Below are 21,522 nucleotides of genomic sequence, written 5' to 3' on the forward strand. Positions count from 1 at the left end.
CGTCGGTGGGTTGTCGCGGCTGCGCGCGGTCGCCTGGGCTCGCGCCGTCAGCTCGTCGACGTCGGCTTGATCGTGAAGGAGCGCAGGACCTGGTCCACCGCAGGGCTGTTCTGCGCGTAACACAGCGCGGTGCAGGTGATCACCAGCTGGTAGAGCACGGTCTGGTTCTGGTCCAGCAGGCTGGTCTGGTCGATCTCCGCGAGGCCCGCTGACGTCGAGAGCTGGTAGATGAGGTGCACCCCGTGCACACCATCGGCCTTCTTGACGGTCTCGTCGGCCAGGAGCAGGAAGGCCGGGTGCAGCCGGGCGCCGACCGGGTCCTGCTTGATGGCCGCCTCCTGCGCGGCCTCCGCGTCGTCGATCGACACGAGCAGGTTGCGCAGGCTGTCGGTGGAAATCGTCTTGGCCTCTTCCGGCAGGAGCTGGCGCACCTGCAGGAACCCGTTCGGCTGCTGGGAGTCGGGGGCCAGCGCGGTGGTCGGCTGGGTGCTTCCCGAGGCGTCGAGCTTGGTCATCCACTCGCGCTGGCTGAGCGCGACGTACATGTCCGGGCTCATCTGGCGAGCGTCGATGCCCAGCAGCTGCGGGTCCTGGATCCGGACGTGGCTCCAGCCGTCGGGCACCTTCACGTACACGCCAGCAGCCTTATTTGTAACGTATTTGTTACTCGCGGAACTGCACGCGGAAGTAAGCACAAGGACGCTCACGACGGCGCCCGCTACGGCGGCCCTGAGGACGGACCCCGACCAGCGACGCCGATCGGCTGCTCGCGCGACCACGGCAAACCTCCCCAATATGAGGCCGAATCCATGGTGCGGCACCGAGCCATGGTCAAACTACGTCTTCACACAACATTAAAGCTATCGGCCGCCGTGCCGCGTCCTGCCGACCACTTGTGATTCCGTCCACCCGCGCGCGTCGTCCGAGCACGCACCTTCACCGCCTCCCGGCACCACCCTGCGACGCCACGTACCGTGCCGCCACTGGACGCCGCCACTGGACGTCTCCGGGAGCCACGGTGAGACACGTCCGGCCCGGCGCGCCCTGCCAGACCGTGGGCTCGCCGTCGAACGCCACCATCGGATCCCCGATCCCGAGCAGATCACATCGATCCCGCCCGGGACCCAGCGACGCGCCACCCTGCCGACGCCACGCGGACATGACGGTCACACCCGCAGGTCTCGGCCACTTCCATCCCCACGCGGGACGGGTCAGGCACACTGGTCGGCATGGCGCGTACGCGGGCAGCCGGGCACGACAACGCGTACCGGGCCGTTCCCGGCGGCGACCTGCCGGGCACACCTGGGCGTTCCGCTCGCGACGGCGGCCCCCGGCACCTCTTCGGCATCGTCGCCGTGGCCGTCGTGTTCGCCCTCGTCGGGCTCACCCTCTGGCGGCCCCTGTCGGCGCTGGTCGCGGTGCCGCTCATCGCGGTGCTCGCCCTGATCGTCCGACGGGCCGTGCCGGTGCCCGCGGCCAAGGCCGCGGCCCCCGCCCGCCGCCCAGGCCGGGACGGACAGGCCCGGTCCACCGCCACGGCCTCGTCCCGCGGGGTCCCGTCGTCACGGACAGCTCCCGCGCGCCGGCCAGTCAACGCCAGCCGTTACGACGACCGGGCGCCTTACGACCAGGAAGCCGAGCTTCCCACCACGGCGACCCGCCGCCCGGCAACACCGGCCGGGCGAAACCCGGCCGACGTGCGCTACGGCCGGGACGACGCCCGCGACCGCCACGACGAGCAGGAACCCAGGCCCCGGCGGGCCACCACTCCCTCACCGGGTTTCGAGCCCGACTACGACCACCCACGCCGCGCCGCCGCTCGCCGCCCTGGCGACGACCAGGGCCGCGCGCTCCCCCGCGACGGCGCCCGCCCGGCAGGCCAGCAGCGGCCCGGCTATGCGGACGCGCCGTATCACTCCCCCGACGAGCGCTCCGGTTACGTCCGGCCCGGCCATGACCAGGGCGGCCCGGCCCCGGACGGCCGGCACCCGTCGGCGCCGGGCTCCGCCCAGCCGGCCGCGCGGGACCCGGCCGACGGCCGCTACACCGGCACAGGCCCCGGCGGTGCGCCGACGGGCGGCACCGGGCCCGGTGCCGCCCGGTACGAGGACGCGCGGTACGGCGAGGCGGGGTACGGCGGCGATCCTTACACCGCCGGCCAGGGGCCCGCGGCCTACCAACGCGGGCCAGCCGACGAGCACCACGACCAGCAGCCTGGCTACCCCGCCCCGCGGCGGGCCGAGTACGACGGCGCCGACGGCTACGACGAGTACGAGGACCACGACGGTGACGACCAGGGCGAGGACCTCGACGACTCGGGCGCCGAGACCAGGCGGTGGCGTGGCTGGCGGCGGCCGGACTGGGACTACGACAGCGAGCCCGAGCCCGAGCCGAACGAGGACATGATGCACACCATGGCCCTCGACATGCGTGGCTACCTGGACGACACCGGAAGCTTCCGGATGCCGTAGGACCAGCTGGTCCGACGCCCAGCGGCGGCCACGTCCGCGGATCCGGGAGACCCGTCAGCGATCCACGTCGGGAACCTCTTCGGCAAGCGCGGCGCGGACCGTGGCGACGGCGTCGGCCACCGCCGCCGGGCCGCCACCGGCCCGCCCGGCGGCCAGGCCGACGAGGAACGCCGTCAGCGGCGCGGCGGGCCGGGCCACCCCGTGCGCCACCTCCCGGGTCAGGTCGAGCAGCTGCGCGACGTCAACGGCGGCCGGGTCCAGCCCCAGCACGTCACCCACGCGGCCCACCCAGTCCTCCAGCGCGCCCACCGGTTCCCTCGCCCTCGCTAGCCGCCGATCGCGGACATCGGCCGGTCCGGCTGCCGGAACGACGGCTCGCCGATGCCGTGGCCAGGGCGCTTGATCCAGACGGCCTGCCGCCAGCGCTCCGCGATGTCGTCGTCAGTCTCGCCGGAGCGCAGCGGCCCGCGCAGGTCGCCCTCCTCGCGGGCGAACAGGCAGTTGCGCACATGCCCGTCGGCGGTCAGCCGGACCCGGTCGCAGGCGGCGCAGAACGGCGCCGTCACCGACCCGATCACGCCCACCGTCGCGGGGCCGCCGTCGACGTGGAACAGCTCGGCCGGCGCGGAGCCGCGGCCGCCCACCGGGGTGAGCGTGAACTCGGCGCGCAGCGCGGCGAGGATCTCCGCGGCGGTGACCATCGACGCGCGGTTCCAGCCATGCTGCGCGTCCAGCGGCATCTGCTCGATGAAGCGGGGCTCGTAGCCACGGTCCAGGCACCAGCGCAGCAGCGTAGGCGCCTCGTCCTCGTTGACGCCGCGGGTCAGCACCGCGTTGACCTTCACCGGCCGCAGCCCGGCCGCCGCCGCGGCCGCGAGGCCGGCGACGACGTCGTGCCAGCGGCCGCGGCGGGTGATCTCACGGAAGCGCGCGGGATCCGTCGAGTCGAGCGACACATTCACCCGGTCGAGACCGGCCGTGCGCAGCGCGCCGGCCGACCGGGCCAGGGACAGGCCGTTGGTGGTGAGCGAGAGCTCCGGCCGGGGCCGCAGCGCGGCCAGCCGACCGACCAGCTCGACCAGGCGCGGGCGCAGCGTCGGCTCACCGCCGGTGAGCCGGACCTCGGTGACGCCGAACCGCTCGACGGCGATCCGGACGAGCCGGACCACCTCGTCGTCGGTGAGGATGTCGGAGCCCGGCAGCCACGGCACCCCGTCCGCCGGCATGCAGTAGGAGCAGCGCAGCGTGCACCGGTCGGTCAGGGATACCCGCAGGTCCGTGGCCACCCGCCCGAAGGTGTCGATGAGCTGCACACCTGACAGGGTATGGGTACGGCTGGCCGCGTGGGCCGGACACGGTCGCGGGCCGGTACGAGGGCGCCAGGCCGGCTTCGGTGGGCCGCGTGTGACGGAGCGAAGTGGGATATCGCCGGTCGGTCGCGATTTCGTTGACGGGCCTGGGACACTACGGCGGCGCCCGGGACATCCCCGGGTGGTTGGTCGACGACGTCACCGGCGGGCAGACGGCGTTGGAGGGAGTGGGATGCGCGTCTTCGGGGTCGACATCGGCGGGTCCGGCATCAAGGGCGCACCGGTGGAGATTGACGACGGCACGTTGGCCGCGCCCAGGGTCCGGCTGGCCACCCCGAGCCCGGCCGAGCCGGCCGCCGTCGCGGCCGTGGTCGCCGAGGTCGTCGGCGAGTTCGGCTGGCAGGGCCCGATCGGGGTGACCTTCCCTGCCGTGATCCAGGGCGGCGTCGCGCAGACCGCGGCCAACGTGGCGAAGGGCTGGGTCGGCACCGACGTCGCCGCGACACTGGCCGAGCCGCTCGGCGGGCGGGAGGTCGTCATCATCAACGACGCGGACGCCGCCGGCGTGGCCGAGATGGCCTTCGGCGCCGGGCGGGACGTGCCCGGGCTCGTGGTGATGACCACGTTCGGCACCGGCATCGGCACCGCGCTGTTCCTGCACGGGCAGCTCATCCCGAACACCGAGCTGGGGCATCTGGAGGTCGGCGGCCACGACGCCGAGACCAAGGCCTCCGACGCGGCCCGCGAGCGCGAGGACCTGAGCTGGGAGCACTGGGCCAAGCGGGTCAGCAAGTACCTCAACACCGTCGAGGCGCTGCTGTGGCCCGACCTGATCATCATCGGCGGCGGGGTGAGCAAGCGGGCCGACAAGTTCCTCGACCTGCTGACGGTGCGGACCAAGGTCGTCCCGGCGCAGCTGCGCAACGACGCGGGGATCGTCGGTGCCGCGCTGGCCGCCGGCATCGACCAGAACCGGCCGAAGATCCCGTCCCGCACCGTCCGCCGCCGCCCGCCGGCGACCCGTCCGCCTGGCGGACGCCGCCCCTGAGGCCGCTCCGGCCTCGGTCATCGGTCCTTTGGCGGCACCCAGCCGCGATGCCAGCCACAAAGACACGCCCGGCCACCGGACTCCACCGCAAGCCCGAAAAAGGGTCGAAGGGCGCTCAGCGCCCTTCACAGGCGGGTGGTCTGGCCGCCTCCGGCGGCCAGACCACCCGCCCGACACGCCCGGCCGGCCGGGTGAACATCGCCGCGACCCGGTCAGGACGGCAGACTATGGGTGTCGGTGCCCGGCACGGGCCAGCCGGCCAAAGCAGACGCGACCATGCCATTGGCGCCCAGCGAGGTGCCAAGCCCTCCGGCCGCGTCCGCAGAGGTCCCTGGCCAGACGCGTACCGGCGCAGGCCAACCGTCGTTTCCAGCCCCGTCGTCGCCCATGTTCCGCCGGTCATGCCTCACCCTGCGTGATCGTGGCCGTGCCCGTTGGCTGATCTGTCCGGCTTCCGGGCGGGTTCGGGAGTCAGCGCGACGGCGACGCGGGACGATGTGCGGCGGTGCCGGCGGGTCAAGGTCTGCCGGGCGGCGCGGACCAGGCTTCGGCCGCGGCCGGGCCGGGATGAAGCGCGGCCCGTCGGGCGGGACGCGGGCAAGGCGACGGGAGGAGATGGCGTCATGCGCGAGCTGCGGGCGGTCGCACTCAGCGAGGACGGCGGCTACCTCGTGCTCGCCGACACGAGCAGCCGGTCCGACGCCGAGCAGTTCCGGGTCCCCGTCGACGACCGGCTGCGGGCTGCGCTGCGGGGCGCCCGGCGCAGCGAGGTCCGGACCGAGAGCGCGCTGACTCCGCGCGAGATCCAGGCCCGGCTGCGCGCCGGTGAGACCGCCGCCGATGTCGCCCGCGCCGCGGGCATTCCAGTGGAGCGGGTCGAGCGGTACGAGGGCCCGGTGCTCGCTGAGCGGGCCAGGGTGGTGCAGGAGGCGCGCGCCGCGCTGCTGCCCAAGGACACCGGCGGCGCACCCGGCCGGCCGCTGGGCGAGGTGGTCGACGCCCGTCTGATGGCAGGCCAGGACGACCCGGACAGCGCCCAGTGGGACGCCTGGCGCCGGGTCGACGGGATCTGGCTGGTGCAGCTCACCTCCGAGAGCCGCTGTGCGCGCTGGACCTGGGACCCGGTGGTCCGCCGGGTCCGGCCGCACGACGACGCGGCCCGCACGCTGGTCGCGCCAGAGCCCCTTGACGCGGCGCCGGCGCCCGCCGCGACCACCGCCGCGCCGCCGCGCCCCGGCCCGCCGGCCCTCACGCTGGTGACCGAGCCGGCCACGCGGCAGCCCGCCCCGGCGCGCCCGGCGCCCGGCTACCCGGGCGACCAGCGACCGCGGTACGCCCAGCCGGCCTCGTTCCCGGCAGGTGGCTACCAGGAGGCACCCACCCCGGCGGCTCCGTTCCCGCCCGCGCCGCAGGAGCCCCACTACCCGGCGGCCGCCCACCAGCCAGCCGCCCATCACCCCGGCGCGCAGCATCCGACGGCTCAGTACCCCGCTGCCCAGCACCCTGCGGCTCGGTTCCCGGCGGCCCAGTACCCCGGCGCCCAGTACCCGGGTGAGCCGTCCCCGGCCCCCGGCGAGGACCTCGGCCTGGGCGGCGCCCAGGCCGGCCACTACCCGGACCCGGCCGCCTACCCGCCGGCCCAGCAGCGGCCTGAGCACGCAGGCCAGGCCCGCTACCAGGCGGACGGCTACCCGCCGCCGGGCCAGCCGGCCCCGACGCGCTACCCGGCCGCGGACGCCCAGCGTCCGTTCCCGGCGTTTCCCGCGGAGCCGTACGCCGACCCGGCCGCCGGGCCGCTGTTCGGCGAGGACCCGTTCGCGGCGGAGTCGTACGCACCGGACACCTACGCCGATCCGGACACCTACACCGATCCGCAGGTCGGCGGCCCAGGCGGACGAGACGGACGAGACGGACGAGACGCGCCGGCTGGCCCGCCGACGGGCCCGACGCCGGTGCCAGCCGCCTACCGCCTCCCTGCGCCGGAGCACACCGGCGGGCTGCCGGTCATGCCACCGGCCGACGAGCCCGACGCGCCGACGCCCTTCGCCGCGCCCGCGGGCCGCCCGGCCCGCCCGGCCGCCGCGCACCGGCCGACCCGGCCGCCGGCGCTCGAACCACGGCCGGGTCGGCCGCTGGACGGCCGCCGGTGGCCGGAGCACGACGACGCCGGCCTTGATCTCACCCTGGACGCGGACCTGTTCGACGAGCCGGCCGACCACCCCGCCCCGCCGTCACCCGCGGGAGCGCGCCCGCTGCCGCGGCCGGCCACGGCCCCGCCGCGCGGGACGCCAGCTACCCCGGCCCGCCCGGCGCCCGCCCCGGCACGGCCGCCGGCCGCCGAGGCCCAGCCGCAGACCCAGCGCGCCGGGCTGCCGCCGATCCCAACGCTTTCCCCGCGGCAACGGCCCGAGGCTCGCCCCGCGCAGCCACGCCCGGTGCCGCCGTCGCCCGGCCTCGAACCGCCACGCGCTCCCGCGGCACGACCGACGCCGCCGGCCGCGGTACCTCAGGTCGCCCAGCAGCCCGAGCCCCGGGCCGCCCTGCCGGCGTCCGACCCGAACACGCCGTGGCAGGCCGAGGGCGTGGCCGCGGACGAGTCCGTCGCCGACACGGCCGGTGACCAGCAGGCGACGCGACCCGAGGCACCGGCTCGGGCGACCCGCCAGCCGGAGACACCTGCGCCGGAGGCGCCATCGTGGGACGCGCCCAATGGCAACGAGTCCGGCGCCACTACCACCGCGGAGGCCGACCAGCTGGACGAGCTGCCCGACGTCGCACCGGCCGCGGAGCCAGTCCTGACGGCGCCCCGGGTCGCCGGCCCGGCCGTCGTACCAGCCCGGCCGACCAGGTCCCCGGCACGCCCGGCGGCCAAAGGCCCGGCGGCCGCCCGCCCGTCGACCACCGACGCGTCTTCCCCAGCTCCGGTTGCCTCAGCCCCGGCCGCGGCCGGGCACGTCCCGACCGGCGCAGTGGCCGCCACCGCGGCACCCGTCGCGCCGGGTACAGCGGCTCCGGCCGCGGCGGCCGCTGAGCCGCTCCCGGCCGCGGCGGCGACCAGAACCGGCCAGGCCACTCCCACGCGGGGCAGGGAGGCCGTCACCGCGGCGGCAACGACTACCCCTGGCGGTTCCAAGGCGGACGAGCGGGCGCTCGTCGCGACGGAGGCCGCGGCCGACGAACCGAACGGCGAGGAACCGATCGGCGACGGAGCGACAGTCGAGGTGACGTCGGTCACGACGGCGACGGACCAGGCAGGCCCTGCGAAGGGCGACGTGACGAAAAAGACGTCGGCCGCTGGCGGGAACCGGCTGGCCGCGGCGGCCGCCGCCGCGAAAGCCGGCGAAAAGCAGGACAAGCCGGAGAAGTCGCCAGGGAAGAATCAGGACGGGACGCCCGGATCGTCCGCTACGGATGGTGACAGGGACGCGACGAACCAGCCGTCGAACCGGCCACGGAACACCCCCCGAACTGGTGAACGTGCCGGAGGCGGTCGACGTGGGCGCAAGTCGGTGCCAGCATGGGATGACATCGTCTTCGGTGCCCGCCGCACCTAGGCGGGGCAGGGCCCTTGGCGTACGCCGCTCCAATCCCCCGAAAGGGGGCTGAAGTCCCGGAAACCGTGAAACGCGGGGCGCAAGACCGGGAAGGGTTGAAGATGGTGGTCTCGGCGGTTCAGAGGAGACCCAACGGGACGCGGTACAGCCGCTCTGGACGCAACGGCGCCACTCCAGCCGGCATGACCGGACGCCATGCGATGCAACCTCATCGCGTGGCCGGCGGTCCTAGCGAAGTGTGAGGGACCGATCACACGGCCAGGCCTGGAAGGTCTGGCCGCCGGACACAGTTGGAGAGGGTGTGACTGGTACTACCACGAAGCCGACGCTGACCAATCTCGACAGGTGCGACAGGTGCGGCGCTCAGGCGTACGTCCGCGTCGTCCTGCCCGGTGGCAGCGACCTGCTCTTCTGCCGGCACCACGCCAAGTCCCACGACTCCAAGCTCCGCGAGATGGCCGTCGAATACCACGACGAGTCCGACAAGCTCACCGTCGGCAGCTAACGAACCTACTGGCGCGGGCCTGCCGGGTCCGCCGCCTGAGGTGGGTGGCCATCATGGTCGCCCGTCCTGAGGCGGCCTCCCGGCAGGCCCGCGTCGCGTTGTGCCCACGACGCGGGCCGACAGAGCCCCGGCGACCCGAACACTCATGAACGTCGGCTCGTGAACATCAATGTCGACCCTCCGCACGCCCACCCCTCGGGATGAGCGCACGCCGGGGATACTGCCAACTGCGCAAGTCGGCGGATGGTCCACAACGGCCGGCCGCCGACCCCGTACGGTTGGGGCCGTGACCATGGCCAACGAGGGCGCGCCCGCGATGGCGCCGCCGCCCGTGCGGCTGGCTGGACGCCACGAGGCGCCAGGGCCCGACCGCCGCGCCACGCCCGCCCTCCCTGTCGGCGGTCCGGCGGGCTCCACCGGCCAGGCGTCCGGGGGGCCGACCGGGCGGTCGCGTCCCGACGACGGCCGGCCCGCGAGTCCGGGCTCCACTACACCGGACGGCGCGGCCAACGGGCCCGGGGCGGACGGCGACGGGGTCCGTCCGGGCGACGACCAGGCTCTGCCAAGGGACGACGGGACCACGACCGCCATCGGCGCTGCTTCGGCGCCGGCCGACATCACCACGGCGCCGGCGGCCGGCGCGGCGTCAGCGGGGCTGACCGCCCCCGCGGGGCCGACCACAGACGATGCCAGGGTGGCGGACGACGACGTCCCGACGGCCACGCACGGCGAACCGGCCAGTCCCGGCGGCCCCGCGTCCAGAGAGCCCGCGGACCGGCCCGAGCACAGCCGCGACGCAGCGCCAGCCGTCCCGCTGGCGCGCCGGGTTGTCGCGGCGGCACGGCTGCATGCGACGGACGCGGGCCGGGTGGCCGCGCGTGCGATGTCGAACGCCTGGCGGGACCGGGTGCTGGGCCTCGCGGCCGAAGCCGGTTTCTGGCAGCTGCTGTCGCTGCCGCCGCTGTTGCTGGCCCTGCTCGGGTCGATCGGCTACCTCGGCGACGCGCTCGGCTCCGACGCGGTCAACAGCATCCGCAACAGCCTGCTGCGCGGCGCGGACGACCTGCTGACCGCCGACGTCGTCGACGACGTGGTCCGCCCGACGGTCGACCAGATCCTGACGCACGGGCGCCCCGATGTGATCTCGATCGGGTTCGTGCTGTCGCTGTGGACGGGCTCGACCGCCATGGCGACCTTCGTCAACACGATCACGATCGCCTATGGCCAGCGCGACCTGCGCTCCGCGGTCCGCAGCCGGATCGTCGCCCTGCGGCTGTTCATCGTCCAGGTCATCACCGGCATCGTCCTGCTGCCCGCACTGGTGCTTGGGCCTGGCCTGCTGGCCGATCTCCTGCGCGCCAAGCATCATCCAACGATCGAGGTGCTCCTCAAGTCGGCATTCTGGCCGGTGGTCGCGGTGGTCGCGCTGACGGTGCTGACGTCGCTCTACCACCAGGCCCTCCCCCAGCGGCGGCCCTGGCGACGCGCGCTGCCCGGCGCCGTGTTCGCGCTGGTCGGTTGGCTGATCGGCAGCTACCTGCTGCGGCTGTACCTGGAGCGGGTCTTCGGCAACGAGCTGGTCTACGGCTCGCTCGCCGCGCCGGCCGCCGCGCTGCTGTTCTTCTACATCACCGGGCTCGCGGTCCTTCTCGGCGCCGAGCTCAACGCGGCCCTGGACCAGCGCCGCCCGGGGGCGCCGGCGCCCGAGCCGCCTCAGGACGGCCCCGAGACGCCTGCGCCCGCCACCGAGCCCGCCACGGCCCAGTCACCGGCAGCCCAGTCACCAACGACCGAGTAACCGGCGGCCCGCTCCACCTCCACTGCCGGCGTCGGCGAGGCCCCGGGTCAGTACGTACAGGACGAGCCGCCGGACGACTGACCGGTCGCAGGCTGGGTAGCCGCCGCCGTCGCACCGCCGGCCAGCAGCGAGGCAGGCCGCACGGCGAGCGTCGAGCCGGTCGTCCGCGCCGTCCCGGCCGTCGGCTGGCGGGCGGCCGAGGCGGCCGCCGGTCGCAGCGGGGCGAGGAAGGCGGCGAGCTTCGCCGGGTCCACGAGCAGGACCGACTGGCCCGCCCGGGTCGCGGGCGTCGCCGGCACGGTCTCGAACCCGGAGCCGCCACCGGCGAGCGTCCGCATCCGCAGCGCCAGCGGCTCGAGATCGGTCAGGCTGGTGCCCTGGTCGACCGTCAGCGCGGACGTCGTCGCGTCGAGCAGGGCGCGGACCCGCACCGGGTTCGCCAGCGTCGACGGCGCCGTCACGGCGTGGAACACCGCGCCGAGGAACTGCTGCTGGCGGCGGATCCGGCCCAGGTCGCCGCCGCTGTCTCGTTCCGGTAATCCAGCGGCGACGGGATCAGCTGCTCCGACCGGACACGCCGGGTCGTCCGTCCCCGCTCAGAACACGCGGCGACGGCCCCGGCGAGCCACTCGTGTCCTTCCCGCCGAGTGATTTCGACATCCGGCCGCGGCCTGCGCCGGGCCTGGCGCAGGCCGGGTGCCTCGACTTTCGCGGCCGGCCGCGCTGCCCCAACCGTTCGGCCTAACGTTGACGCATGAGTGCTCAGCCCGCCGAAAGCTCGCCGTCACCGCCGGGGAGCGGCGCGTTCACCGACCGAGCCGACGTTTCGCCGACCGCGCCGGATGGCGAGTCGGTCGTGACCGCCGAAACGCCCGAGCCCGCCGAAGTCGCCGCGGCAGCGGCGCCAGCCTCCGCGGCCGCCGAGGAGCCAGCGCCCACCAGTGGCCGGGCGGCCGGTCAGGTGAGCCATGACGAGGAACCGCATGCCGCGTTCCGCCAGTTCATGGCGACGGGGTGGGCGCCTCCGGTGGACCTCTCCGGGGGACGCGACGACGTTGCGCCCTACGCCGCGAAACGACGCGCGCTGCTCGGGACCAGATTCCCGACCGACGCGCTGGTGATACCGACCGGTGGGCTGCGGGTGCGGGCAAACGACACCGACTACCCATTCCGGCCGGGCAGCGCCTTCTTCTGGCTGACCGGCTGCCATGATCCGGACTCGGTTCTGCTGCTGCTGCCGAATCCAGCCGGCGAGCACGACGCGGTGCTGTACGTGGCCGACCGGGCCGACCGTACGACGTCGGCCTTCTACACAGACCGTCTCGGCGAGTTGTGGGTAGGCCCCCGGCCGGGCGTGCGAGACACCTCGCAGGCACTCGAGATCGAATGCCGTCCGCTCACGGAGCTTCCGGCCGCGCTGGGCCGCCTCGCGCCTGGTAACACGCGGGTGCTGCGCGGGCTGGACGCCCAGGTCGACGACGCGGTGCTTACCTATCCCAGCCGCCGGGTCGCCCGCCCCGACCAGCCGAGCAGGGACGGTGAACTCGCCGAGGCGTTGTCGGAACTCAGGCTGCTCAAGGACGACTACGAGATCGCCCGGATGGAGGAGGCGGTCGCCGCGACGGTGCGTGGCTTCACCGAATGCGTCGTCGAGATGCCGGCCGCGGCCAGGCTCCCCAACGGGGAACGCTGGCTGGAGGGAACGTTCTGGCGACGGGCCAGGGTCGACGGCAACGACGTCGGATACGGCTCGATCGTGGCCTGCGGACACCACGCGACCACACTGCACTGGTGGCGCGACGACGGCCCGGTGCGCGCCGGAGAGCTCGCGCTTCTGGACATGGGGGTGGAAAGCCGTTCGCTTTACACCGCCGACGTGACCCGCACACTGCCGATCAGCGGCGAGTTCAGCGACGTGCAGCGCAAGGTATACGAGGTGGTGCTCGCCGCGCAGCAGGCCGGAATTGACGCCGTCCGGCCCGGCGCGGCGTACCTGGACCCGCATCGGGCGGCCATGCGGGTGATTGCGACCGCGCTGCACGACTGGGGCCTGCTGCCGGCGAGTGTCGAGCAGTCACTTTCCGAGGACACGAAAGCGCCGGGCGCCGGGGTACACCGGCGCTACACCCTGCACTCCACCTCGCACATGCTGGGCCTGGATGTTCACGACTGTGCGCAGGCGAGGGACACGACCTACCGCAACGCGGATCTGTCCGCCGGCATGCTGCTCACCGTGGAGCCCGGCCTCTACTTCCAGCCCGACGATCTGACGGTTCCGCCGGAGCTGCGCGGCATCGGAGTGCGCATCGAGGACGACATCCTTGTCACCTCGGACGGCTCTCGCAACCTGTCGTCGGCTCTCCCCCGCACGGTCGGAGATATCGAGACCTGGATGCGTCAGCACCGCCCGGTCTGATCGGCGCCCGACGCCCGGCCAACCAGCGGCGCCTCGGCACACGCAAGGGCTGGTTTCAGCCGAAGAAGGCCGGCTGGCCCCCGCTCGGGGCCAGCCGGCCTTCTTCGGCACCAAGTGGTGACACGATTCACCTAGGGCTGACGGAGGTCACCGCCGGACTCACCGTCCGGGCAACCCGGCTGACGCCACGCAGTCGACAAATCCGGCCGGATCTCCGAAGTCACCAGAAAAATGCGGAAACGACAACACCGACCGGCCGCCGCCGCAACCGACCGAACACCGCCAGCTACACCGGCACCGGGCGATCGCACCGACCAGAACCTCGCTGACTCCAAGACAATCGTCGGCCCCGCCATCGCCCAAACCCCGAGCGAACCCCGGCGGCGGATAGCTGTGGAACCAGCCGTTCGGCGGCCATCTGGTCCCGGACCGGCCAACGAAGCCGGTCGAACGTGGAAATCCGGCAGCCCCGGGTCGAGTCGTGCTCGACAGCCGGGGTTCCGGGAACCAGGATCACCCGCGACGAGCCACGCCGACGGGACGCGCCGACGGGCCATCAGGGGAGACGCCCCTGGACAGACAATGCGGGCCAACGGGAAGCCGGCCGAAAACCGCCGGAACGGCCACCCGTACCCGCCCCGAAGCACCGGTTCACGACCTGGCGCCCTGGGCCGCGGCCCAGTCCATGACCGGCAGCGAAGCCCGCCGAAGGCTAACAATCTGCCTACCCCCGGGGCCGAGACAACCTCGACAACGGGGGTTCCAACGGACCCGGGGCCGCCGGCAAGCCGCGCTGGCGGATTGTCGGGGGACGTGTCCCGGTGGCAGACCTCTGGTTCGCTGCCTCCAGCGAAGCCGGCCGAAGACCGGCTAGCAGGCGAACCCGAACCCGCCGCGAACTAGTGGGCCTTCTCGTACGCCTCGACGATGTTGGAGGCGATACGGCCGCGGTCACTCACGGTGTAGCCGTTGCTGCGCGCCCACTCACGAATGTCGGCGGTCCGGTCCGTTCCGCCGCCACGGCGAGAAGTGGCGCGAGCAACGGCGCGGCGGCTGCCCGAGGCGCGACCACCCGAACGACGGGCGGCGGCCACGAACGGAGCCAGCGACTCACGCAGCTTGGTCGCGTTCTTCTCGGAGAGGTCGATCTCATACTGCGCGCCGTCGAGGCCGAACCGGACGGTCTCGTCGGCCTCTTCGCCGCTGAGATCGTCAATCAACGAGACGATGGTCTTCTGGGCCATGTCAACTCCTTCAGGTCAGCGGTTCAGGTCAGCGGACCCCAGAACTCACGCGTCTAGTATTACCACGAGAACACGGGGAACGTTCGCGACTGGTTCGAGGTGGCGAGCCGGGTGGCCGACGATTCAGCGCCGCACGCAGATCTGCCGACGCAGATCCGTGCGGACTCCGCTACGCGCGGACGCGGCCTACGGGCGAGATCCTCGAATCGACCACATGGCGCTTCGGCTCGGCTTCCGGCGCGCCGCAATGTCTGCCGGCGAGCTCCCGTCGGCATCTGGGAGCTACCCCGCGCCAAGAGTGCCAGCAGAGAAGCCGACGCCTCGACAATGGCGCGATCAAGGCCGTCGCCCGGCGCTTCGTACGGTTCCCCGCCGATTCAGCCTCCCCCGCTCCGGACCGGGCCGAGCCTACGGCAGCCCGACGAATCGGCGGGCACGGTGGTTTGGTGCTTCGCCTATGGGTGTGATGTCCATCAAGGGCCAGCCAGGGCCGGAACCCTGATGACGGGCTTCCGCGTTCGCCCGGTTGCCGTCCGGCGATGCCTGCGCCCGCGGAACGGTGTCGCACCGGTGGATCGGTCAGCGGAACCTAAAGAGTCCACCGCGGCGGGGCGTGATAGAAGGCCCATCGTGTCAACGGAATCACCCGCCCGGACCCGGAGCTTCACACCCTTGGGGACAGATGGGCCACGACGGCGCACGGGTACGGCGGCCCGGGAGCCAGCCCAACGCGACGGTCAGCGGCCGGTGGGACGTCATTGCTCCGCAAACAGAGCCGCGCTGTGTCTGCGGGCTTTGGACTCGCTACGGTCGGCATCCGGCGGCCGCCGTCTCCCGTATGGGACAAGCTTTCGCAGGGGGAGGCCGGCACGAGTCGGCAGCACGAATGGGAAACCTTGACCGATGGTCCGCCGGAACGGCCCACCCGCCGGCCTTTCGCCTGCCCCTCGGCGTCCGTCCGGTGACCTCCCGGATCAGCGCCATCATTCCGCCACGTCAGGTTGGCGCCCCGTGATGACCGCGCGAACCTGGGTCGTCGACGCGGCAAACGTGGTCGGTTCCCGTCCGGACGGCTGGTGGCGTGACCGCCCGGGCGCCGCCGCCCGCCTTCACAGGCGGATTCTGCGCCTGCTCGCCGCCGAACCGGCCTCGGGGCCGGCCGGAGCAACGGCCCCTGGCGGCCCGCTCGCCCGGCTGGAGCGGGCCGTTCTCGTCCTGGAAGGCGCGGCCCGGGCCGGCGTCGAGGCCGGGACGGTGTACTCCGAAACCCAACCCGGGTCTGCTGAGAATGCCGACCGCCCCGTCGATTCAGCTCGGACGTTGACGGTCGTGCACGCACCGGGGCCGGGCGACGACGCGATCGTGGCGGCGGCGCTCGCCGCGGCTCCACCCGTGCTCGTCTTCACTTCGGATCGAGCGCTGCGCGCCCGCATTACCGAGACCGGCGCCCAAGTACAGGGCGCGGGAAGCCTGTGGGCCCTTCTGGACCAGGTCTAGCCGGTATCGCACCTGATTTGCCGGCACCACCCCGGCCGTGGCTCCAGCGGCCCGCTCAGGCCGGCGCGACGACCCGGGGGCGCGGCGGGTGAGGTGCCAGGCGGGCCGTGAAGCGGCCCGCGGTGACCGTCACGTCCAGCGGGATTCCAAAGCACTCGGACAGCGGCCCGGCGGTGACCGTCTCCTCGACCGGGCCAGCGGCGACCACCCGACCGCCGCGCAGCAGCAGGGCGTGGGTGACGCCGACCGGGATCTCCTCGACGTGATGACTGACCATCACCATCGCGGGCGCGGCCGGATCGGCGGCGAATCGGGTGAGCCGGCGCAACAACGCCTCCCGCGCACCCAGGTCGAGGCCGGCGGCCGGCTCGTCCAGCAGCAGCAGCTCGGGGTCGGTCATCAGCGCGCGGGCGATCGCGACCCGCTTGCGCTCTCCCTCGGAGAGGGTGCCGAACCAGCGGTCGACCAGCGCGCCGCAGCCGAACTGGCGCAGCAGCCCGGCGGCCCTGGCCACGTCGACGTCGTCATACCGCTCGTAGCCACGGCCGAACACCGCCCACGCGGCGGTGAGAACCACGTCCAGCACCCGCTCGTCGGGCGGCGGCGTCTCGGTGAGCGCCGAGCTGACCAGCCCGACCCGGTAGCGCAGCTCACGCATGTCGACCGAGCCCAGCCGGGAGCCGAACAGGTCGACGGCGCCCGCGGTCGGGAACAGCCGGCCGGCCGCGACCAACAGCAGCGTCGTCTTGCCGGCGCCGTTCGGCCCGAGCACGACCCAGCGCTGCCCGGCCGTGACCCTCCACCTCACGTCGGACAGCAACGCCGCCCCGTCTCGCCGCACGCTGACCGCGTCGAGGCTCACGATCGTGTCCGCCATGGAGCTCACGTTACCGGTCGGGATCGAAGCGACCGGGTGGCGTTTGCCGCTGGAGGCGGCACTCCGGCCCGGCGCGCGGCCGGGCGCGCCGGGCCGGGCCCGGGCGACGGTCGCCGCTCCTCGCCCGGGTGACGGGACGGCTCAGCCGGGCTGACCAGGCAGGAACGCGGCCGGCCCGATCTCGGCCCAGACGACCTTGCCGTCGGCGGACGGCCGGGCTCCCCAGCGGTCGGCGAGGGTGGCGACGAGGTCGAGGCCCCGGCCGGCCTCCTCGTCGACGCCGGCGTGGCGGCGCCGCGGCAGTCGCCCACCGCCGTCGGCGACCTCGACGACGACCCGGTCGGCGAGCCGGCGGACCCGGGCGTCGACCGGCGCCCGGCCGTGCGCGACCGCGTTGCCGACCAGCTCGGACAGCACCAGCACGGTCGTCTCCAGCGCGTCGGCTGGCAGCGCCCAGTCGGCCAGCGCGGCCCGGGCGGCGGCCCGGGCGGTCGCGAGGTCGGCCGCGCCGCCGTCCACCGGGATCTCCACGGTCGCACCGGGCGGTGGGGCCGCGGGCAGCCGGGCGACCAGCAGGGCCGCGTCGACGGTCAGCGGATCCTCGGCCGCGCCGCCGGCCGCCTGGACGGCGGGGCCAGAGACGGCGGCCTCGCTGGCACCCGCCGCCGGGCCGAGCAGCGCGAACGCCTCGTCAGCCAGCTCGGACAGCGGCACGCCGGGCCGCGCGAGCGCGCCCGCCAGCTGCGACACCCCGGTGTCCAGCTCGCGGCCGTCGGCGGCGACCAGCCCGTCGGTGAACAGCGCGAGCAGCCAGTCAGGCCCGAGCCGGACGACGTACTCCTTGACGTCGTCGCGCCGGGAGCCCAGCGCGGGGCCGACCTCCATGTAGAGCCGGGAGACCAGCCCGTCGGGCGCCACCACGAGGGGCGGCGGATGACCGGCGCTGGCCAGCGTGACCCGGCCCGAGTCGGTCTCGACGACCGCGTAGATGCAGGTAGCGAGCCGCACGGGCAGGTCGGCCTCGCCCGGACCGGCGACGACGGCGGAGCCGGCGGCCAGGTCGACGTGACCGGCCAGGTCGACGTGACCGGCCAGGTCAGCCCGGCGGCCTTCGGCGGCCAGGTCGCCGAGCACGCCGTCCAGCAGGGTGATCACCTCGTGCGGCGGCAGGTCGAGCCGGGCGCAGGCGCGCACCGAGGCCCGCAGCGCGTCCATCACGGCGGCCGCGGCGTCGCCACCGGCGATGTTGCCGATCGCCAGGGCGGCCCGGCCAGCGCCGAGGTCGATCACGTCGAACCAGTCCCAGCTGACGCCGCCCTCACCGGGGCGGTGCCGGGCGACCACGGCGAGCCCGGCCGGCGTGAGCGACCGTGCGGCGGCCCGGCGGCTCGCGGCCAGCGCCGCCGGCGCCGCGGCCGCGGCGAGCTCGGCCCGGTCGACCGCGTCCGCCGCGCGGGCGGCCAGCTCGGCCACCAGCGGGAGGTCGGCCTCGGCGAGCGGCTGCCGGTCCCCGAGCGCGGCCAGCGCGACGACGCCGACGGACCGTCCACCCCGCAGGACCGGCGCGGCGGCGATCGTGGTCGCGCCAGCCCGCCGGGCCCAGCGCACCTCGTCCGTGGCCGGCGCCGCCAGTGTCTGGACCGACGGCAGGACCCGCTCGGAACCCGGCGCGTCCCCGGCTGGCCCGGCCGGGGCCGAGCCCGTGGCGTCACGCAGGACGGCTAGCTGGGGCTGGCCGGTGGCCAGCGCGCGGCCGACTGCGCTGGCCGCCGGCCAGCGCAGCGGCCGCGGGCGGGGCAGCGCGGCGGCCCCGGTCGGGGCGGTCGCCGCGACGCGGACCAGCTGGGGCGCCGGCGCGGTGGGAGCGGAGTCCTCGCCGCCCGCCGGCCCGGTGGCTTCCGGCCCTGAGCCGTCGGCGGCGGAATGCTCGGCGGCCGGGTCGGCGAGCAGGTAGACGACGCAGGCGTCGGCGAGCTCACCGACGGCGGCCTCGGTCAGCGCGCGCAGCGCCCGGTCCGGTGTGCTCGCCGGGGCGGGCCCGGCTCCGGTCGCCAGGGCGGTGCTGACGGCGGCGAGCACGCCCAGCCGGCGGGCCGACCGGTCCGCGGCCGCCCGGGCCGCCGCGGTGTTCTCCTGGGCCACCCGGCCGGCGGCCGCCTGCGCGAGCGCGCTCTCGAACAGCGCGGCCCGCTCGAAGGCCAGCGCGCACTGATCGGCGAGCAGCTCCAGGTAGCCACGCTCGTCGAGGATGAAGTCCCGGGGGGTCGGGAAGCCGAACAGCAGCACCCCGACCGGGGTGTCACCGGTTGCCAGCGGCAGCAGCGCCCAGGAACGGTCCTCGGCCGCGTTGACCGCGGCGACGAGGTCGGGCACCGGCCAGCGAGCCGTCAGCTCGTCGCGGCTGGTGAGGAACAACGGCCGGCGGCCGCGCACGACCTCGGCGGCCGGGTGCACGGCGCCCAGGCCGATCCGGGACCAACGCGCGGTGTGCTCCGCCGAGTAGCCCGCCAGTGCCCGGAACACGAGTGTCTCGCGGGCGTCGTCGATCAGCGCCACGCCACGGCCGGCCGCGCCGAGCACCCGGCCGGCCTCCATGACCACCGAGACGACGTCCTCACTGGTCACCGCCCGTGCCAGCGCGCTGGTCACCCGTTGGATCTGTTCGACCCGGTCGGTGGCGGCCCGGACTCGGCCCGCCGCGGCCTCGGCCGCGGCCTCGGCGGCCCGCAGGTCGGTGATGTCCGTCAGGGCACCGACCCACTCGCCGCCGGCCGCGCCGGTCAGCGCCCGCGCGGTGACCACGCGCTCGGCGCCGTCGGCGCCCAGCACCCGGAACTCGGCCTCGAAGCTCTCACCGTGGTCCAGCGCGGCCTGCCAGGCCCGCCGGACGGTGTCCCGGTCGGCGGGATGCACCGCGTCCAGCCAGCCGAAGCCGTCGGACTGGGCTCGCCGCTGCCCGGTGAAGGTCCGCCAGCGCGGCAGGTCGGCGTCGAGCGTGCCGTCCGGGCCGGCGCGCAGCACGTCCGCGCCGGTCGCCTCGGCCAGCATCCGGGTCCGCTCCCGTTCACGCGCCGCATCCTGCTCCGCGTCCCGGCGGGCGCTGACGTCGATCGCGACGAAGACGGCGCCCAGGGGCGCGCCACTGGTCCCGGGCACCGGGTACCAGCTCGCCTGCCAGGTCTGGGTCGGGCCACCCGCTCCGGTCGCGACGCTCATCTCGAGATCACCGACGGGCTCACCCGTGCGCAGCGCCCGCCCGAGCAAGTTGGCCAGCTCGTGGCCGATCTCGCCGAGCAGCTCGGGAGCGGTGCGCCCGATGTGCTCCGCGACGGTCCGGCCGTTCAGCCGGGCCAGCACCTCGTTGACCCGGACGTACCGGCCGGCGGCGTCGTGGAACGCCAGCGCGATCGGCGCCCGGGTGAACAGCGTCTCGGCGACGGCGGCCGACGTCGGCAGCGCCCCGCCGGCCCCGGTCGCACCGCCGGGCGCCGCACCGGCCGCGGCGGGCGCCGGCTGCCCGCCGAGAACGGCCAACGGGTTCGCGGCGCTGGACGGCGCAGCGGGCGGGGCCGGAGGCGGGGGCGGCGCGGAGACCGGTGCGGGGGGCGGGGGCGGACCGCCGAACGGTGGCGCCTCGCCCGGCGGATAGCTCGGTGGCTGGGGTGGCGGCGTGGTCGCGAGCCCGGGCGCACCGGAGCGGGCCTGCTCGGAGCCCGGCTGCCGGCCCGACGGGTCGCCCACCGGCACGGAGCCGGTGGGCCGCGCGCCGGGGCCATAGGGGCTCTGGCCGTATGCCTGCCGGGTGGCACCGAGCCCAGGGACGACCGGTGCCGCGCCGTAGCCGGCGCTGCCCACGGAGGGCGCGCCGCCGCCGCTGCCGGATCCGCCCGGACCTGGCCCACCGGCGCTCGGTGCCCCGACGCTGGAACCGCCGACGCTCGGCCCGCCGACGCTCGGCCCGCCGACCTCGAATCCGCCATAGCCAGGGCCGTAGCTGCCGGCCGCCTCGGCGCCGCGGTCGTAGCCGCTCTGTTCGTAGCCGGCGTACCCGCCGTTCGGGCCGCCCGCCGCGTAGCCGCCATAGCCGTCACCCTGGCCCTGGCTCTGGCCCTGGCTCTGGCCCTGGCCCTGGCCGCCGTAGCCGTCAGCTTGGCCCTGGCCGCCGTACGGCGGTCGGTCGTAGCCCCCGTAGCCGCTGTCCCGGTAGGCGCCGTTGCCGTACCCGCCGTCGCCGTAGGCGCCGTTGGCATACGTCGCGTCGCTATAGGTGGTGGCCCCGGGGCCGTAGGTGTCGTCGCCGGCTGCGGCGGAGCCCTCACCGTGCGCGCCGTTGCTCAGGACGCCGCCGTGCGAGCCGTTCGCCGGGTCGTAGCCGCGCGGCCCACCCGCGTCCGGGTAGGGCGAACCGCCCGGCGGCTGGGCGAGGCCGACCGGATGGCCCGGCTCGGTCCGAGCCGTCGCGCTCGGCGGCCAGACGGCGGACGCGCTCCAGTCCTGGCCGCCGCTCCAGTTGCGGTCGTCCCAGTCGTGGCCACCGGCCGGTGGCGCGGGCGGCCAGGGCGCGGCGCCAGGCCGGTTGTCGTTGTCCTCCGGCACGCCGTATCCCTGGTCCGGGTAGGGCGAGGCGTACCCACCGGTCTGACCGGCGGGCGGGCGGCCGGACGGCTCGGCGGCAGAGGACGGCGTCATGGGTCCCAATTGTCGACGGTGGGAACATGTTGTGTGGAACCGGGCCGAACCCTGCTGTCTGGCGACGTTCGACTTGAGGCTTCCAGAGCAGCCCGGACAGACCTGGCAGCGGT

At 74.8% G+C, this 21,522-nt stretch carries 13 protein-coding genes and 1 pseudogene; 7 read left to right on the top strand and 7 right to left on the bottom strand.

The window, feature by feature from the left end; translation table 11 throughout:
* Window positions 1–47: 47 nt before the first annotated feature.
* On the bottom strand, window positions 48–635 hold the full coding sequence (locus FRADC12_RS06910; protein WP_502685233.1) for a hypothetical protein: 588 nt from the start codon (window positions 633–635) through the stop codon (window positions 48–50).
* Window positions 636–1,229: 594 nt separating this feature from the next.
* Here FRADC12_RS06910 and FRADC12_RS06915 point away from each other — a divergent pair.
* Window positions 1,230–2,471, top strand: coding sequence for a hypothetical protein (locus FRADC12_RS06915; RefSeq protein WP_045876024.1), 1,242 nt, complete (start codon window positions 1,230–1,232; stop codon window positions 2,469–2,471).
* 54 nt (window positions 2,472–2,525) lie between these two features.
* On the opposite strand, the gene FRADC12_RS06920 is transcribed toward FRADC12_RS06915, so the two are convergent.
* Window positions 2,526–2,780: a DUF6457 domain-containing protein gene (locus tag FRADC12_RS06920; protein ID WP_045876025.1), complete on the bottom strand. Its 255-nt coding sequence runs from the start codon at window positions 2,778–2,780 to the stop codon at window positions 2,526–2,528.
* 17 nt (window positions 2,781–2,797) lie between these two features.
* A complete protein-coding gene (gene moaA / locus FRADC12_RS06925; RefSeq protein ID WP_045876026.1) occupies window positions 2,798–3,784 on the bottom strand; it encodes a GTP 3',8-cyclase MoaA in 987 nt (328 codons plus the stop codon).
* Window positions 3,785–4,013: 229 nt separating this feature from the next.
* Here moaA and ppgK point away from each other — a divergent pair, with 229 nt between their 5' ends.
* From ppgK to FRADC12_RS32915, 4 genes are all read left to right on the top strand, one after another.
* Window positions 4,014–4,829 (top strand): polyphosphate--glucose phosphotransferase, encoded by an 816-nt coding sequence (gene ppgK / locus FRADC12_RS06930; RefSeq protein ID WP_045876027.1) that lies wholly within the window; start codon window positions 4,014–4,016, stop codon window positions 4,827–4,829.
* Between the two features lie 623 nt (window positions 4,830–5,452).
* Window positions 5,453–8,383, top strand: a complete 2,931-nt coding sequence (sepH, locus tag FRADC12_RS06935) for a septation protein SepH (protein ID WP_045876028.1) — start codon at window positions 5,453–5,455, stop codon at window positions 8,381–8,383.
* Window positions 8,384–8,684: 301 nt separating this feature from the next.
* Window positions 8,685–8,888, top strand: coding sequence for a DUF7455 domain-containing protein (locus FRADC12_RS06940; protein WP_013422367.1), 204 nt, complete (start codon window positions 8,685–8,687; stop codon window positions 8,886–8,888).
* A gap of 292 nt (window positions 8,889–9,180) precedes the next feature.
* Window positions 9,181–10,686, top strand: a complete 1,506-nt coding sequence (locus tag FRADC12_RS32915) for a YihY/virulence factor BrkB family protein (RefSeq protein WP_232304126.1) — start codon at window positions 9,181–9,183, stop codon at window positions 10,684–10,686.
* 47 nt (window positions 10,687–10,733) lie between these two features.
* Here FRADC12_RS32915 and FRADC12_RS06950 read toward each other — a convergent pair.
* Window positions 10,734–11,201: pseudogene (locus tag FRADC12_RS06950) on the bottom strand (LCP family protein); the annotation flags it as partial.
* Between the two features lie 239 nt (window positions 11,202–11,440).
* On the opposite strand from FRADC12_RS06950, the gene FRADC12_RS06955 reads away from it, so the two are divergent.
* Complete coding sequence (locus FRADC12_RS06955) at window positions 11,441–13,102, top strand: aminopeptidase P family protein (RefSeq protein ID WP_232303656.1); 1,662 nt, start codon at window positions 11,441–11,443, stop codon at window positions 13,100–13,102.
* Window positions 13,103–14,001: 899 nt separating this feature from the next.
* On the opposite strand, the gene FRADC12_RS06960 is transcribed toward FRADC12_RS06955, so the two are convergent.
* Entirely contained in the window at window positions 14,002–14,346 is a 345-nt protein-coding gene (locus FRADC12_RS06960; protein WP_045876029.1) for a histone-like nucleoid-structuring protein Lsr2, read from the bottom strand.
* 1,014 nt (window positions 14,347–15,360) lie between these two features.
* On the opposite strand from FRADC12_RS06960, the gene FRADC12_RS06965 reads away from it, so the two are divergent.
* The gene (locus FRADC12_RS06965) at window positions 15,361–15,843 is read left to right on the top strand and encodes a hypothetical protein (RefSeq protein WP_045876030.1); all 483 of its coding nucleotides are present in this window, start codon (window positions 15,361–15,363) and stop codon (window positions 15,841–15,843) included.
* A 55-nt stretch (window positions 15,844–15,898) separates the two neighbouring features.
* Here FRADC12_RS06965 and FRADC12_RS06970 read toward each other — a convergent pair whose 3' ends face one another.
* The gene (locus FRADC12_RS06970; protein WP_045876031.1) at window positions 15,899–16,720 is read right to left on the bottom strand and encodes an ABC transporter ATP-binding protein; all 822 of its coding nucleotides are present in this window, start codon (window positions 16,718–16,720) and stop codon (window positions 15,899–15,901) included.
* A 141-nt stretch (window positions 16,721–16,861) separates the two neighbouring features.
* Complete coding sequence (locus FRADC12_RS06975; RefSeq protein WP_052710743.1) at window positions 16,862–21,409, bottom strand: ATP-binding SpoIIE family protein phosphatase; 4,548 nt, start codon at window positions 21,407–21,409, stop codon at window positions 16,862–16,864.
* Between the last annotated feature and the right edge of the window lie 113 nt (window positions 21,410–21,522).

The sequence above is a fragment of the Pseudofrankia sp. DC12 genome (assembly GCF_000966285.1).
In the GTDB taxonomy this organism is placed as follows: domain Bacteria; phylum Actinomycetota; class Actinomycetes; order Frankiales; family Frankiaceae; genus Pseudofrankia.